This window comes from Microbispora sp. GKU 823 (assembly GCF_002027145.1).
GTDB classification, from domain to species: domain Bacteria; phylum Actinomycetota; class Actinomycetes; order Streptosporangiales; family Streptosporangiaceae; genus Microbispora; species Microbispora siamensis.
On sequence record NZ_MWJN01000002.1, the window covers coordinates 41521 to 54954 of the forward strand.

The 13434-nt window shown below is 71.3% G+C and carries 15 protein-coding genes; 4 read left to right on the forward strand and 11 right to left on the reverse strand.

The annotated features are described in order from the left end of the window. Window positions 1–35 precede the first annotated feature (35 nt). From B1L11_RS01695 to B1L11_RS01720, 6 genes are all read right to left on the reverse strand, one after another. The gene (locus B1L11_RS01695) at window positions 36–1535 is read right to left on the reverse strand and encodes an FAD-dependent monooxygenase (protein ID WP_079312497.1); all 1500 of its coding nucleotides are present in this window, start codon (window positions 1533–1535) and stop codon (window positions 36–38) included. Window positions 1536–1667: 132 nt separating this feature from the next. Next, window positions 1668–2558, reverse strand: coding sequence for an RNA polymerase sigma factor SigJ (gene sigJ / locus B1L11_RS01700; RefSeq protein ID WP_079312499.1), 891 nt, complete (start codon window positions 2556–2558; stop codon window positions 1668–1670). Then, window positions 2555–3757 carry an NAD(P)/FAD-dependent oxidoreductase gene (locus B1L11_RS01705; protein ID WP_079312501.1) on the reverse strand — a complete coding sequence of 401 codons (1203 nt, stop codon included), beginning with the start codon at window positions 3755–3757 and terminating at the stop codon, window positions 2555–2557. Before B1L11_RS01705 ends, sigJ begins: the two co-directional genes overlap by 4 nt. A gap of 94 nt (window positions 3758–3851) precedes the next feature. After that, complete coding sequence (locus tag B1L11_RS44720) at window positions 3852–4307, reverse strand: hypothetical protein (RefSeq protein WP_143736822.1); 456 nt, start codon at window positions 4305–4307, stop codon at window positions 3852–3854. Then, on the reverse strand, window positions 4304–4702 hold the full coding sequence (locus tag B1L11_RS01715; RefSeq protein ID WP_079312503.1) for an SgcJ/EcaC family oxidoreductase: 399 nt from the start codon (window positions 4700–4702) through the stop codon (window positions 4304–4306). Before B1L11_RS01715 ends, B1L11_RS44720 begins: the two co-directional genes overlap by 4 nt. 122 nt (window positions 4703–4824) lie before the next feature. After that, a complete protein-coding gene (locus B1L11_RS01720) occupies window positions 4825–5424 on the reverse strand; it encodes a PadR family transcriptional regulator (RefSeq protein ID WP_079312505.1) in 600 nt (199 codons plus the stop codon). A 177-nt stretch (window positions 5425–5601) separates the two neighbouring features. Here B1L11_RS01720 and B1L11_RS01725 point away from each other — a divergent pair, with 177 nt between their 5' ends. Beyond that, the gene (locus B1L11_RS01725; protein WP_079312507.1) at window positions 5602–5931 is read left to right on the forward strand and encodes a hypothetical protein; all 330 of its coding nucleotides are present in this window, start codon (window positions 5602–5604) and stop codon (window positions 5929–5931) included. A gap of 125 nt (window positions 5932–6056) precedes the next feature. Here the strand turns inward: B1L11_RS01725 and B1L11_RS01730 are convergent, their stop codons facing one another. Beyond that, the gene (locus B1L11_RS01730; RefSeq protein ID WP_079312877.1) at window positions 6057–6284 is read right to left on the reverse strand and encodes a hypothetical protein; all 228 of its coding nucleotides are present in this window, start codon (window positions 6282–6284) and stop codon (window positions 6057–6059) included. Between the two features lie 166 nt (window positions 6285–6450). Here B1L11_RS01730 and B1L11_RS01735 point away from each other — a divergent pair, with 166 nt between their 5' ends. After that, window positions 6451–7791, forward strand: a complete 1341-nt coding sequence (locus B1L11_RS01735; protein ID WP_079312509.1) for a helix-turn-helix transcriptional regulator — start codon at window positions 6451–6453, stop codon at window positions 7789–7791. Here the strand turns inward: B1L11_RS01735 and B1L11_RS01740 are convergent. After that, entirely contained in the window at window positions 7781–8473 is a 693-nt protein-coding gene (locus B1L11_RS01740) for a hypothetical protein (RefSeq protein WP_079312511.1), read from the reverse strand. The genes B1L11_RS01735 and B1L11_RS01740 overlap by 11 nt on opposite strands. A gap of 10 nt (window positions 8474–8483) precedes the next feature. After that, entirely contained in the window at window positions 8484–9311 is an 828-nt protein-coding gene (locus tag B1L11_RS01745) for an oxidoreductase (RefSeq protein ID WP_079312513.1), read from the reverse strand. A 99-nt stretch (window positions 9312–9410) separates the two neighbouring features. Between B1L11_RS01745 and B1L11_RS01750 the strand changes: the two genes are divergently transcribed. After that, window positions 9411–10313, forward strand: coding sequence for a LysR family transcriptional regulator (locus tag B1L11_RS01750; RefSeq protein WP_079312515.1), 903 nt, complete (start codon window positions 9411–9413; stop codon window positions 10311–10313). A gap of 4 nt (window positions 10314–10317) precedes the next feature. Here B1L11_RS01750 and B1L11_RS01755 read toward each other — a convergent pair whose 3' ends face one another. After that, window positions 10318–10971: an HAD family hydrolase gene (locus tag B1L11_RS01755; RefSeq protein ID WP_079312517.1), complete on the reverse strand. Its 654-nt coding sequence runs from the start codon at window positions 10969–10971 to the stop codon at window positions 10318–10320. Between the two features lie 181 nt (window positions 10972–11152). Here B1L11_RS01755 and B1L11_RS01760 point away from each other — a divergent pair, with 181 nt between their 5' ends. After that, window positions 11153–11944, forward strand: coding sequence for a class II aldolase/adducin family protein (locus B1L11_RS01760; protein WP_079312519.1), 792 nt, complete (start codon window positions 11153–11155; stop codon window positions 11942–11944). Between the two features lie 85 nt (window positions 11945–12029). Here the strand turns inward: B1L11_RS01760 and B1L11_RS01765 are convergent, their stop codons facing one another. Next, window positions 12030–13430 carry a cellulose binding domain-containing protein gene (locus tag B1L11_RS01765; protein ID WP_079312521.1) on the reverse strand — a complete coding sequence of 467 codons (1401 nt, stop codon included), beginning with the start codon at window positions 13428–13430 and terminating at the stop codon, window positions 12030–12032. Window positions 13431–13434 lie beyond the last annotated feature (4 nt).

Genomic DNA, 13434 nt, shown 5'->3' on the forward strand with positions numbered 1-13434 from the left:
AGCCCGGCTGAGCTGAGTGAAGCGGGATTTGCGCACTAATCCGGGGTTGGCGGGGCGGGCTGGTGTACCTGCGCACGGCGAAGGCCGGCCGGGCCGAGCCACGTCGTGAGGGCGGTCCGGAGAGCGTCCAGGTCCGGCCGCTCGCGGGCGCGGGTGACCCAGGCGACATGTCCGTCAGGACGGATGAGTACGGCGTCCGCGCCGAGATCGGAGCCCTCGGCAGGACGGGCGCGGACGAGATCGACTCGGTCCGCCCAGCCGTCCACGACCTCGTCGAGCGGCGCTAAACCACCGAGATCCAGCAGAACCGCGCGGGCGCGGTGCAGCAGCTCGTAGACGCGGCCCTGCCCGAGTTCGAGGTCAGGCATCCGCCGGCCGAGGAGGTCGTCCGTCCCCTCCATCGGATACCTGATGTCGGTGCCCGTGATCATGCCGGCCAGGCGCAGCCGTACCTCATCGATGCCGATGAGATCGCACAGCACCTCGCGCAGCGCGGAGGTGTGATCGTCCACCCGCCAGAGGGCGGTCTGGGCGCGGGTGTTGTGCAGGACGCGGGCGGCGATCGGGTGGCGTTCGGCCTGGTAGGTATCGAGCAGCACATCCGGGGCCTGGCCGCGGACGACGACGGCGAGCTTCCAGCCGAGGTTGACCGCGTCCTGCACGCCCGTGTTCAGGCCCTGACCGCCCGCCGGGAAGTGGATGTGCGCGGCGTCGCCGGCGAGGAGAACCCGGCCCTCTCGGTAACGGCCGGCCTGGCGCGCCGCGTCGCCGTGGCGGGAGAGCCAGCGCGGCGAGTGCATGCCGTAATCCGTCCCGGCGATCCTGATCAAGGCCGTGCGGAGGGTCTCCAGGGTCACCGGTTCGTCCCGGTCGGCGACGTGGTCGAACTCGTTGGTCAGCACCCGGTACCAGCCCGCGCCGAATGACAGCACCGAGAAACTGCCGTGCTCGCGCCGCTCCTGGAAGATGTCGTCCGCGGGCGGCTCGGCGAGCTCGATGTCGCCGAGCAGCGCGGTCATCGTGGCCGGGGTGCCGGGGAAGTCGATGCCCGCGAGCCGGCGCACGGTGCTGCGGCCGCCGTCGCAGCCGACGAGGTAGCCGGCCCGCACGCGCGACCCGTCCGCGAGCTCCACCGTGACACCCGTCTCGTCCTGGATGAACCCCGCCACCTCGGCGCCGCGTCTCAGCCGTACCCCGACCTCCGCCGCACGCTCCTCCAGCAGCCGTTCCACCTCGGACTGCACGATGACGAGGACGTACGGATGCCGCGTCGCCACGTCGGACACGTCGAGCCGGAGGCCGGAGAAGTGCACGCCCTGCCTTCGCCGCCCGCGCTCGAGAAACCGGTCGAGGAGGCCCCGCTGATCGAGCGTCTCCATCGTCCGGATGTGCAGGCCTCCGGCCCGCGACTCCACCGTCCGGGGCTGCGGGAGACGCTCGAGCACGAGCACATCGACCCCGGCGATCCCCAGCTCGCACGCGAGCATCAGCCCGGTCGGCCCCGCGCCGGCGATCGCCACCTGCGTGTCGGTCATGGTCAACTCCTTGGTCGTCGTTCGGTCGAATTGGTCAGACCGCGTTGAGCCCTGCAGCGGCAATCGACACGGGTCGCCGGCCCCGGCCCGCGTGACGGGCATGCGCGATGGCGACCTGCTTGCCGCCCGCTCCTACCGGCTGATCTGACGCGGAACCGCCACCGCGAGAAGTTTGTCCGGGTTCCGGATGGCGTAGAAGTTGGTGATCTTCCCATCGGCGATCTCGATCAGGAAGACCCCTTCCAGGCGCTCGCCGCTGAGGACCATCGCGGGCGTGTTGTTGCAGTTGACCCTCTCGATCCGCAGGTCCGCCAGCCGCTCCAGACGGAACAGGTTCATGAGGACCGCGGCCACCTTTTCCGCGCCCACCACCGGCCGGCGCGCTGCGGTGGTCTTGCCGCCGCTGTCGGCGGTCCAGGTGACGTCCGGCGCGAGCAGCGAGAGCAGCCCTTCCAGGTCACCGGTGGCCGCCGCGGTCATGAACCGCTCGGTGATCCGCGCGGTCGTGGCGGCGTCGGCGGGCTCGAAGCGCTTGCGCCGCGCCCGTACGTGCTCGCGAGCGCGGTGCGCCACCTGGCGCACCGTCGCCACGGATTTGCCCACCGCCGCGGCGATGTCGTGGTACTCGAAGCCGAACACCTCGCGCAGCACGAACACCGCACGCTCATCGGGGGTGAGCGTTTCGAGTAGGACGAGCATCGCCATCGACACCGACTCGGCGAGCAGCACATCGGTCGACGCGTCGTTCTCGTCGAGCAGCAGCGGCTCGGGCAGCCACGAGCCGATGTAGTCCTCGCGACGGCGCGCGCTCGTCCGCATGGCGTTGAGCGCCTGCCGGGTCACCAGCTGTGCCAGATACGACTTGGTGTCCCGCACCGTCGCGAGGTCCACTTCCGCCCACCGCAGATAGCTGTTCTGCAGCACGTCGTCGGATTCGGTCACCGAGCCGAGGATCTCGTAGACGATCGTGAACAGCAGCGGCCGCAACAGGGTGAACCGCTCGGCATGCTCGTCGGTGCTCACGGGGAGGTGACCACCCGCGCGGCGGAGGCCGGCTGCTCAAAACGCCGGCCGCCCTTGGGCCAGGTCATGGAACCCGGCTTGCGCGCCTCGAGGCGGATCCGCTTCGCCACCACGAACTTGCAGGTCACCTCCTTGATCACCGCGCCCATGCGGCCGCCGATGAAGACGTTCACCGCGGTGTCGTCCTTGCGGGCCAGCTGCCGGATCCCCGCGCGCCGGCCGAGGCTGACGCACGCTCCCGTGAAGGCCAGGTCGATCACCGCCGGTTCGGTCCCCGCGATCCGGCTCAGCACGGTGTCGGCGGCCCGTGCCCCGAGCGGCCCGGCGGCGTAGCCGCTCATCCGCAGCGGCTGACCCGACGGCGCGGCGGCGTCGCCGGCCGCGACGATGCGATCGTCGTCGACGCTGGTCAGCGTCTCGTCGGTGAGCAGCCGGCCGAGCGCGTCGGTGCGCAGCCCGCTCGCGGCGGCCAGCGCCGGCACGCCGAAACCGGCCGTCCAGATGGTGAGCGCGCTCGGACGCACCCCGCCATCGGCGGAACCGTCGGAAAGGACGACCGCGTCCGGCCGCACCTCGCTCACCGAAGAGGCCTCGAGCACGGCGACACCGTGCCGGGTCAGCCATTTGGCGATGTATCGGCGGCCAGGTGCGCTGAACGTCGGCGCCAGGGCGCGGCCGCACACCAGCGTGACCCTGCGTCCTTGCTCGGTCAGCTCGGCGGCCGTCTCTATGCCGGTCAACCCGCCGCCGATCACGGTGACCGGAGCATCGAGGGGCAACTCCTCCAGCCTGGCGCGCAGCCGCCGCGCGGATTCCAACTCAGCGATGTCGAACGCGAATTCGGCCGCGCCGGGCACCGATGAGGGTGTCGCCGCCGTGCTGCCGACCGCGTAGATGACGTAGTCATAGTCCAAGGTACGACCCGACGCCAGCAGAACCCTGCGCGCGGCGGTGTCGATGCGCGTGCCGCTGTCGACGACCAAGCGGATGCCCTCGCCGAGCAGCGTGCCGTAGTCGATCGTGGCGTCGCCGGTACGGGCCACGAACTGGTGCAGCCGGATGCGTTCGACGAACTCCGGACGGGGGTTGACCAGGGTGACGTCGACGTCATCGCGCGCCCGCAGGCGATTGGCCGCGAGCGTTCCGGCGTAACCGCCACCGATGACCACGACCTTGTGGAGCGTGTTGTGTTCGGTCATGCCCTCAGGACACCGCTGATCGCTGAGACGTGACATCACGCGATGTGACAGACGTCACTTCACGTAGCGCGGGCACATCCACTCCGGGACCTCTTCAGCACCTGTCCAGCAGGCGGACGGAGCAGTTCAGCTCGGCGCCGACCCGGTCGAGCAGTACGGCGAAGCCGTCGCGCGTCCGCGGCCCGAGCTGCCGGAAGAACCCGTTGACGAGGGGCACTCCCCAGCGCAGGCTCTCGGCCACGTTGCGGACCTGGTGCACCAGCAACGTGCCGGCCGGATCGGGCGCGATGCGGTATTCGCCCCGATACCACCAGCCGCCCTGCGCGGCCAGCAGGTCCGGGCCCACCTCGACCGTCATCGTGTGGCCGGGCGCGGCGAGCACGAACCGGTCCGGTCCGCCTGTGAGCGTCCCGCCGTGCTCCGCCAGCGGGAAGCAGTTGTCACGCCCCACCGGCCCCGGCCGTACGCGCAGGAGCAGGCCGGCCACGCGCTCGACCGGCGCCTCAACGACGCCGCGCACCTCGCACAGGAGGGTTCCCGCGGACGTCACGGCGTGCCGATCCGCGTGTTCTGGAACGACGCGAAGCGCCAGCCGTCGCCCTCCCTGACCGCGGTGAACGTCATGATCGAGTCGCGGCCGGGGTCGGCCGTGCCGTCCGGCAGGGACGAGCCCCCGGTGGTCACGACCAGTGCCACGTCCGGGCTGAGGAAGCGGATCTTCCGCAGCGGCGGCGCGGTGGCGGGGCCGCCCAGCCGGGACCCCTTCAGCGGGCCCTCGAACAGCGCCCGGTGGCTGTCCTCGATGGCTCGGCGGCCCTCCATGCGGGCCCCGAAGAACGTCACGTAGTCGGCGTCCTCGGTGAACAGCCCGGCGAAGGCGGCGGCGTCTCCGTCGTTCCAGGCCGCGGTCAGCGCGTCGAGCAGGCGGTGGATGTCGTCGGACATGTCGTACGGCTCCTCTCGGATGACCGCGAAGCCGCCTATCCTTCGGAGTGCGAGCCCTGATCGGCCGCTTCGCGGTGGTCGGGTCCGGCGCCGGCCGGATGTTGGCGCATCCGGCCGGCGCGTCACTGCGGGTCGAGCTGCCCGGTGTTCGAATCGGCACTCCAGGAGACCTGTCCGGACCGGATCTCGGCGAGGGTCGCGCGGACCCACTCCAGCTCGGCGGCCTTCATCGCCCGGTCGTACTCCACTTCCAGGACCAGCACGCGCGGCAGGCCGGATCCGGTGAGCGCCGCGATGTGCGCGTCGGCGGAGACGATCGCGCCCTCCAGCGTGGCGGCGCGGGTGCTCAGCGCCCGCTCCGCCTCGGGGACCGGAAGGCATCCCATCAGCGACACCGCGGCCAGGAAGACCTTGGTGTCGCCGTCCGGCTGTTCCAGGAGGCGGCGGAGCCGGGTGCTCAACTCGGCCCGTCCCTCCTCGGTCACCCGGTAGACCGTACGCTCCGGCCGGCGGCCCTCCCTGCTGGTCTCCACGGGGGCGATGAGCTCCTCGCGGGCCAGCCGGTCGACCGCGTGGTAGAGGCTGCGTGGCAGGCCGCTGATGTAGTCCTTGTGCGTGTCGATGACGAACCGGTGCAGCTCGTAGGGGTGGGCGGGCCGTACGGACAGGAGGGCGAGCACCGTCAGCCCGACCAGGTCCCTGTCCGCCCGTCCCCGCGCCATCGCTCCCCCAGATGCTTTATTGCAATCCGCACTATAGCCATACGCACCTGAAGCGGAAAGCCCCTGCATGAAGGTCGGCCGCGCGGGACGGGCGGCTGAATCGGCTACAGCTGCGCCAACCAGTCGGCGATCGCCACGAAAGATGATGCCGAGCAAGGGGCCACGGTGACGGCTCACATGGCAGCCGAAGCGGGAATCCGAGGGGGCCTCCCTGTCGTCATCGACCTGGCCCTGGAGGTCGATCTCCTCGACGAAGGCGGGCTCGGCGGGAAGGCCGACGCGCTCTTCTACCTCAGCAAGGAGGCGTTCAAGCGCCGCCTGATAGACGACCTGTGGAAGGCCCGTGCGGCGACGGCCCCGAAGTCCCTCGTCCGAGTTCTGCTCACGCCGGTGATCCTCGACGCCGTACGGAAGGAACTGCGGCGGCAGACGGGACACAATGCGGACGAGAAGGAGATCGAGCGCATCCTCCAGGCGGACGTCCTTCGGCCCGATCTCCTCGTCTGAACAGCGGAGGGCGGGCGGATGGCCACCGATCGCGCAGACGCCGCAACGGCGCCTGCGCGGTCCACGTCGTCCACTACATCAGGGACCGTCTCCGGCACGGCCGCCGACCGCGCCGCGGCCCCCGGTCACGCGGTGGCGGCGGGGTCGGCGGCGAACTCGGCGGTCAACTCGGCCTGAGCGGCCAGAGCGGCGTCGAGGGCCTCGGGGTCGTCGGCGTCGAGCGTCATCGCGCATCCCATGCGGATCGCGTCGAGGTCCACCGGCCCGCGCCTGGTCGCCCACCAACGGCCGACGTCCGACCGCCAGATGATCCAGCCGGTATGGACCCGTGCGATGTCCTCCAACGTGGTCATGTCACCCATCTCCAACGGCTGCTCGCGGAAGTGGGCCAAGCTAAGCGCTTTTAGAGCGGTTGGAGTATCAGCCAGAGGACGTCCAATCACAGCCAGTAGCCGCGCGAACACAGAATCTCCCGTAGTGTCAGCGTGTCACGCTGACACAGTGTGCTGGGGGTGCGACATGCCGGCCAACCACCGCCATCCACCGAACCGCCGGCTCGCGTGGGAACGCCTGCAGCGCGGGTGGTCCTACGAGGAGCTGTGCGAGCGCATCCGTACGTCCATGCGGTCGTGCGACGAGAAGGACACCGGCCTGACGGCCAACACGGTGCGGCGGTGGGAGACCGGCGAGCGGTGGCCGGATCCGCGCTACCGCAAGCATCTCGTGACGATTTTCGACAAGCCCGCGAGCGAGCTGGGACTGCTCACCCCCGACGAGATGGCCATGCGGCCGGTCACGGAGGTGGTGGACGAGATACGGAGGCTGCTGAGCATGATCGTCGCAGAAGGCATCGACCGCTCCACGTTCCTGCGGGGGCTCCTCAGCGCGGGCGTGCTCGCCCCGCTCCTCGGTGAGGGCGGCGAGCGTCTTCCCGCGGCGGTGGAACGCGGGCGCGGGGTCGACGCCGAGTCGGCCGAGGCGTTCGCCCGGGTGGTCGACAAGCAGGCCGCCCTCTACTGGACCTCGCCGCCGGACGACATCTTCCAGGCGTCGGTCGCGCACACCCGGCTCGGCATGAGCCTGCTGCGTGCGGCGCCGGAGGGAGCGGTCAGGCAGACGCTGGCCGAGGCGGCCGCACGCTCGGCCCTGCTGTCGGGGAGGGTGGCCTTCTTCGACCTGAACGACGGCCCCACCGCCGCGCGGCTCTACCGGATGGCCCTGTCCGCCACCCGGGAGTGCGGCGACCATCCGCTCGCCGCAGCCGTGCTCGCCCACGCGGCGTTCGTGCCGGGGTTCGAGGGCAACCGTACGGACGCCCTGGGCCTGCTGGACGCGGCCTTCGCGCACGCCTGGCACGGCGTCGGCCCGCTGACCAGGGCGTGGCTGCACTGCGTGGCGTCGGAGATCTCGGCGCGCTGCGGCGAGCCGAAGGAGTGCATGCGCCACATCGACCGCGCCGACCACATGGTGGACGCGGGCGGGGACGACCCGGCCTGGCTGGACTTCTTCGAGCGGGCCAGGCTCGACGGCTTCGCCGGCTACAGCGCGCTGACGGCGGGCAACCACGAGGAGGCGGCCCGACGGCTGCGCAAGGCGCTCGACGACCTGGGCCCGAACGGCGGCAAGCAGCGCTCGGTGCTGCTCGCCGACCTCGCCGCCGCCCACGCCCCCACCGACGGCGACCAGGCCGCCGAACACCTCAGGCAGGCGGTCGAGGCGCTCGAGGACCAGTGGTACGTGATCGGGCACGACCGCGTCCGCGGCGTGCTGAAGATCCTGCCGCCCGCGGCGGACACCCGGGCACTGGACGAACGGCTGACCGACCTCGGCCGCTCCCGACACCCCGAGCTCACGATGTGACCGCGGCCCCCGCCCGCCACGCCACGCGCAGCGCCTCGATCTCGGCCGGGGAACTCTCGCGGGCGATGAACGGGATGTCCAGCAGGTGTCGCGTCGCGGCGGCGGACAGGCGTTCGCGCACGACGGCGGAGTCGTCGAGCACCTGGCGGTAGAGCGACGCCCCGTCCATGCAGAAGACGTCGACCAGCACGGTCCTCCCGTCCACCGCCCGGCGGACGTTGCCGTGGTTGAGGTCGATCCCGTCCCACCACGGCATCCGCGCCCGCCATTCCTCGTCCACGGCGAGGGCGGTGCGCCGTACGGCGTCGAACGCCTCGTCGCCCGCCCCCTCGCGCCACCGCCGGGCGACCTGCGCCGCCTCGGCCTGCTCGGCCGGGGCCAGGAACTCCAGGACCGTGAGCGAGCCGCCGCCGTCGAGCGCCTCCGTGAGCGCCACCCGCGGCAGGTACGGGTTGCCGGGACAGCGGCGGCACAGCTCCAGGAAGGCGGGATACGCCGGGTCGAAGGGGCAGACTCGCGCCGCGAGCAGGCCGCGCGGCGAACGCAGCCCGACGGCCCAGTCACCCACCCCGCACGGCGTCCAGCCGAGCCCGACGAGGTCGGCCAGCGCGTCCCGGTGGCTGGCCGTCCCCCATGCCCGGCCGAGCAGCGGCACGAGGTCGACATCGTGATCAGCCGTCACCCCGGCAACTCTAAATGCTCATCGCCCGGCTGAGCTTCTCCCAGCCGTCCAGGTCGGCGCGGAGCATTTCGTGGTGGGCCCGGATGCCGTCGACCGCGTCGTCACCCAGGGCGAGCCGCAGCGGAGGCTCGTCGTGGTCGAGGACCTGGAGGATCGCCTGCGCGGCCTTGGCCGGGTCCCCCGGCTGGGTGCCGTCCATGTCGTCCACCGAGGCCCGGGTCGCGCCCGTGGACACCCGGTAGGCGTCGATTGGCTCCGAGCGGTGCATGCGGTGGCCGCCGAACTCGGTGCGGAACGCGCCCGGCTCCACGATCAGCACCCGTACGCCGAAGGGCGCGACCTCGGCGGCGAGCGCTTCCGACAGTCCCTCAAGGGCGAACTTGGCGGCGCAGTAGGCGCCGAACCCCGGCATGCTGAGCTGTCCGCCCATCGAGCTCATCTGGATGATCGTCCCGCTCCCCTGCCTGCGCAGATGCGGCAGGACCGCCTTGGTCACGGCCACCGCTCCGAAGAACATGACCTCCATCAGCGCGCGCAGGTCGGCCATGTCGAGCTCTTCGACGGCTCCCACCGACCCGTGGCCGGCGTTGTTCACCACGACGTCGATCCGGCCGAAGGCCGACAGGGTCTCGGCCACCGCCGCGTCGACGGACGCGGCGTCGGTGACGTCCAGCCGTACGCTGCGCACCCGCTTGCCGCCCGTCTCCACCAGGTCCGCCAGCGTCTCGGGGCGTCGCGCCGTCGCCATCACCCGGTCCCCCGCGGCCAGAGCGGCCTCGGCCAGCTCCCGGCCGAAGCCCGCCGAGCATCCGGTGATCAACCACACCCGTCCGGTCATAGTCCCACTCCTCGTCTTCGTGATCAGTGCGACCACTCTCCCCCGTGCCGGTCCCCTGCGGCCAACACACGTTCCCTACAGCGGTTACAGTCAGAGCCTGTGACCCCCGAGCTGCGTCATCTGCGGTATTTCGTCGCCGTGGCCGAGCATCTGAGCTTCACCGTCGCCGCGCGGGAGCTGCACATCGCCCAGCAGTCGCTGTCGCAGCAGATCGCGGCGCTCGAACACGCCCTCGGCGCACGGCTGTTCGACCGCGACACCCGGGGCACGCGCCTGACCGAGGTCGGCCGCGTGTTCCTGCCCGAGGCGCGGGCCGTCCTGACCCGGGCGGACGCGGCCCTGGAGACCGCCCGCAGGGCGGTGCGCGGTGAGATCGGCCGGCTTCGGGTGGCCTTCCTCGTCTCCACCGCGAACTACATGATGCCGCCGGTCGTCCGCGCGTTCCGGAAGCGGTATCCGGACGTCGAACTGCTCGCCGAGGCCGTCGGCATCGCCGACCTGGTGGCGGGCCTGCGCGAGGACCGGTACGACGCGGCGTTCACCCGGCCGCCGCTGGTCGACGACCTGGTGACCGCGACGCTGGTCGCCGAGCCGGTCTGCGCGGTCCTACCGGCGGGCCACCCGCTCGCCGGGCGGGCCGGGCTGCGGCTCGCCGATCTGGCCGGCGAGCCGTGGGTGCTCACCCCGCGCGGCTCGTGGGAGCCGTGGCATCGGAAGTACGACGCGGACTTCCGCGCGGCGGGCTTCGAGCCGCGGGTGGTGCAGCGGGCCGACGGCGTGCCGAGCCTGCTCGGTCTGGTCGCCGCCGGCGTCGGCGTGACCCGGCTCGCCCGGTCGGCACACAGCCTGCGGCGCACCGGGGTCGTGTTCGTGCCGCTCGCCGACGAGCAGGCCGAGACCGTCATGGCATGGCATCCCGCGCGCGACCGGCAGGCCGTACGGAACCTGCTCGACGTGGCGGCGGAACTGGCCGCCTCGATCGACCTCACCGAGGCGGGTTGAGCGATCAGTCGCCGTTGTGCTTGCGGATCAGGGCGGGCAGCTCGGCCAGCGAGTCGACGTGGAACAGGCACGCCCGGGCGGCCCGCTCGTCGCGGAGGATGTGGCCCCACGGACCCCGCCGTACGAGGGCGGTGCGCAGCCCGGCCTTCTGGGCGGGCCGGATGTCGTTGTCGAGGCGGTCGCCCACGTAGAGGACGGACTCCGCCGGGCAGCCGGCCTCCGCCACCACGCGGTCGAAGAAGGACGCGTCCGGCTTCTCCACGCCCCAGCCGTCGGAGGTGCCGATCACGTCCACCGGCAGGTCGAGGGCGCGCAGGATCCCCTCGGCGCGGGCGGTCTGGTTGCCGGCGAGGCCGACGCGCAGCCCCATCTCCCGCAGCTCCGCCAGGCAGGGGCGGGCGTCGGGGTAGAGGTTCTCCTCGCCGAACGTCTCAGCCTGGCCTTCCCCGGCCCGGCGCTCCCGCTCGGTCTTGAGGTCGAAACCGGGCCGGAAGTGCTGGAAGGTGTCCCGGTAGTCGCCGCCGCGCGCGATCACGGCGCCGAACACGGCGGAGAAGGTGTGCCGCGGGACGCCCAGCCAGTCGGCCCAGGTGCCGTACTCGCGGGTCTCGTCCACCAGGGTCTCTCCGACGTCGAAGAAGACCGCCTCCAGCCGCATCGGTACCTCCCGTCTCTCACATTGCATCCAGACCTTACGCGGATTCGGTCGGCATCCACTGCCCCATCGGACAGGACCGAAGCCGCCGGATGCACCGAAGAAGATTCGGTTCCGGCATGGACAGTGGACGGCGGCGGAGGACAGGCTGGACGGGTACGACTCACGAGCCTTGGGAGCCGCGATGAGCCTGTCCGACCTGCAGCCCGTGCCCGCCGACCAGCTCGCCTTCCGGATGCCGAAGAGATTCGACACCGTGGAGGAGGAGCGGCGCCACCGCAAGGAGCGGCTCGCGGCGGCGCTGCGCCTGTTCGGGAGGTTCGGCTTCGAGGAGGGGGTGGCGGGCCACATCACGGCCCGGGATCCCGAGCACACCGACCACTTCTGGGTGAACCCGTTCGGCATGTCGTTCAAGCGGATCAAGGTCAGCGACCTGATCCTGGTCAACCACGAGGGCCAGGTGGTGGAGGGCCGTTACCACGTCAACCAGGCGGCGTTCGCCATCCACTCGATGGTCCACCAGGCCAGGCCCGACGTGGTCGCCGCCGCCCACTCCCACTCCGTGTACGGCAAGGCCCTGTCGGCGCTCGGCACGCTGCTCGAGCCGCTGACGCAGGACGCGTGCGCGTTCTACGAGGACCACGCCCTGTTCGACGACTACACCGGGGTGGTCGTGGAGACCGAGGAGGGCCGCCGCATCGCGCAGGCGCTGGGCTCGCACAAGGCGGTGATCCTGCGCAACCACGGCCTGCTGACCGTGGGCGACAGCGTCGAGGCGGCGGCCTGGTGGTTCATCACCATGGAACGCAGCTGCCAGGCGCAGCTCGTGGCGAAGGCCGCCGGACCGACGGTGCCCATCTCGCACGAGAACGCCAAGCTCACCCACGGCCAGATCGGCAACGACTTCGTCGGGTGGGTCAACTTCCAGCCCCTACTGGACCAGATCCTCGCCTCCGACCCCGAGTTGCTGGACTGAGCCTTCTGAACCAAGCACGGGGCCCTTCTGGACCAAGCACGGACCCGGGCCCCGTCGCCGGGACCCGGGCCGGATCGGCTGAGCGTTACGGCATCGGCACGGTGTCCTTCCACGTGGTGCCGGCGCTCCGGAAGGCGTTCACCCTGGAGGTGATCTCGGCCGGAGCCACGACCTCGTTCTTGCTGAAGTAGAACCAGTCCACCTGCTGGGTGTAGGCACGCGGGGTGGCGCTGCCCAGCAGCCCGCCGCTGATGAACCAGAGGTTGAAGTTCACCGACTGCGGCGTCTCGGGGTAGTAGTCGCCGCCGTGCTCGGCGAACAGCGTGCCGTCGATGTAATAGCGGACCGTGCCTCCGGAGACCTGCAGCACGAGGTCGTGCCAGCCGGCGTAGCTCGCCGTCCGCTCGGTGTGCGTGTTGACCGCGAGCCAGGGCTCGTTGCGGTAGGTCTCCCAGGTGGTCGTGTACATGATCGGGCCCTGCGCGCCCCAGCCGCCGTTCGGCAGGTATTCGAAGTCCTGCTCGCTGTAGTCCGGGTCGAGGTCGTACGCCAGGGGCGTGATGGTGAAGAACGTCTCCACGATGTTGTCGCCGTCCGGGCCGCTGTCCGGGGCGTCGGCGAACTTCACCCGCGCGGCGTACGTGCCCTCGAAGAACTTGCGCTGGTGCAGGAACTCGGCCTGCGAGGTGCCCCCCGCGGTGCCGTCGGTGGCCGCCCGCAGTTGCAGGGCCTTGTTGCTCCCGCTGACGACGGGGAAGCTGACGTTGGACGCCGGCCAGCTCGCGCCGGGGACGCCGGGACCGCCGCTGTTGGTCCGCACGGTCCAGTTGTGCGCGGTGATCTGCGGGTCGGACGAGGAGGCGTAGGCGAAGTCGTCGAAGACGACCCCGCTGCCGCCGCCCGGCGAAGGCGAGGTGGAGGGCGACGGGGACGGCGAGGGGTCGGTCACTCCCGCGGGCGGGGTGCCCCAGACCAGCGTGCCGCCCTGGTGGACCGTGACCTTGTCCCAGTCGCCGTACGTCGTCCTCGCCGGGCCGAAGGAGTAGTCGTCGCTCTGCCGGATCGTCTGCCAGTCGGACCGGTAGAAGCGCAGTTGCATGTCGCCGGTCGAGGCGCCGGCCGCCAGGCTGCCGGAGGTGAAGCCGACCTCCAGGTAGCGGTCGGCCGTGGCGGTGCCGGGCGAGATCGTCTGGAAGGTCCCGGTGATGGCCGAGCAGGAGACGACCGCCCACGAGCAGGCGAAACGGTACTGCTGCGTGGGCGAGTCGGCCTTGAAGTAGTAGCGGATCTTCACCGTGTTCAGCGGCACCGCCGTGGTCCCGCTGTTGACCAGGTCGAACCACGGCTCCACCTGGTCGGCGGTGGCGCCGGTGGCGCTGGTCTTGTAGCGCAGGCGCAGCGACTGGGCCGCCTGCGCGGGCAGAGCCACGACCAGCGCGGCCAGCAGGACGGCCGCGAGACCGCCCCATAAGAGCTTTCGTGACACCGCA

What these genes read in the sequence shown, in the direction of transcription:
- B1L11_RS01695 (WP_079312497.1), bottom strand. Translation starts at nt 1,535, where the DNA reads ATGACCGACACGCAGGTGGCGATCGCCGGCGCGGGGCCGACCGGGCTG.
- B1L11_RS01705 (WP_079312501.1), bottom strand. Translation starts at nt 3,757, where the DNA reads ATGACCGAACACAACACGCTCCACAAGGTCGTGGTCATCGGTGGCGGT.
- B1L11_RS01715 (WP_079312503.1), bottom strand. Translation starts at nt 4,702, where the DNA reads ATGTCCGACGACATCCACCGCCTGCTCGACGCGCTGACCGCGGCCTGG.
- B1L11_RS01720 (WP_079312505.1), bottom strand. Translation starts at nt 5,424, where the DNA reads ATGGCGCGGGGACGGGCGGACAGGGACCTGGTCGGGCTGACGGTGCTC.
- B1L11_RS01725 (WP_079312507.1), top strand. Translation starts at nt 5,602, where the DNA reads ATGGCAGCCGAAGCGGGAATCCGAGGGGGCCTCCCTGTCGTCATCGAC.
- B1L11_RS01730 (WP_079312877.1), bottom strand. Translation starts at nt 6,284, where the DNA reads ATGACCACGTTGGAGGACATCGCACGGGTCCATACCGGCTGGATCATC.
- B1L11_RS01735 (WP_079312509.1), top strand. Translation starts at nt 6,451, where the DNA reads ATGCCGGCCAACCACCGCCATCCACCGAACCGCCGGCTCGCGTGGGAA.
- B1L11_RS01745 (WP_079312513.1), bottom strand. Translation starts at nt 9,311, where the DNA reads ATGACCGGACGGGTGTGGTTGATCACCGGATGCTCGGCGGGCTTCGGC.
- B1L11_RS01755 (WP_079312517.1), bottom strand. Translation starts at nt 10,971, where the DNA reads ATGCGGCTGGAGGCGGTCTTCTTCGACGTCGGAGAGACCCTGGTGGAC.
- B1L11_RS01760 (WP_079312519.1), top strand. Translation starts at nt 11,153, where the DNA reads ATGAGCCTGTCCGACCTGCAGCCCGTGCCCGCCGACCAGCTCGCCTTC.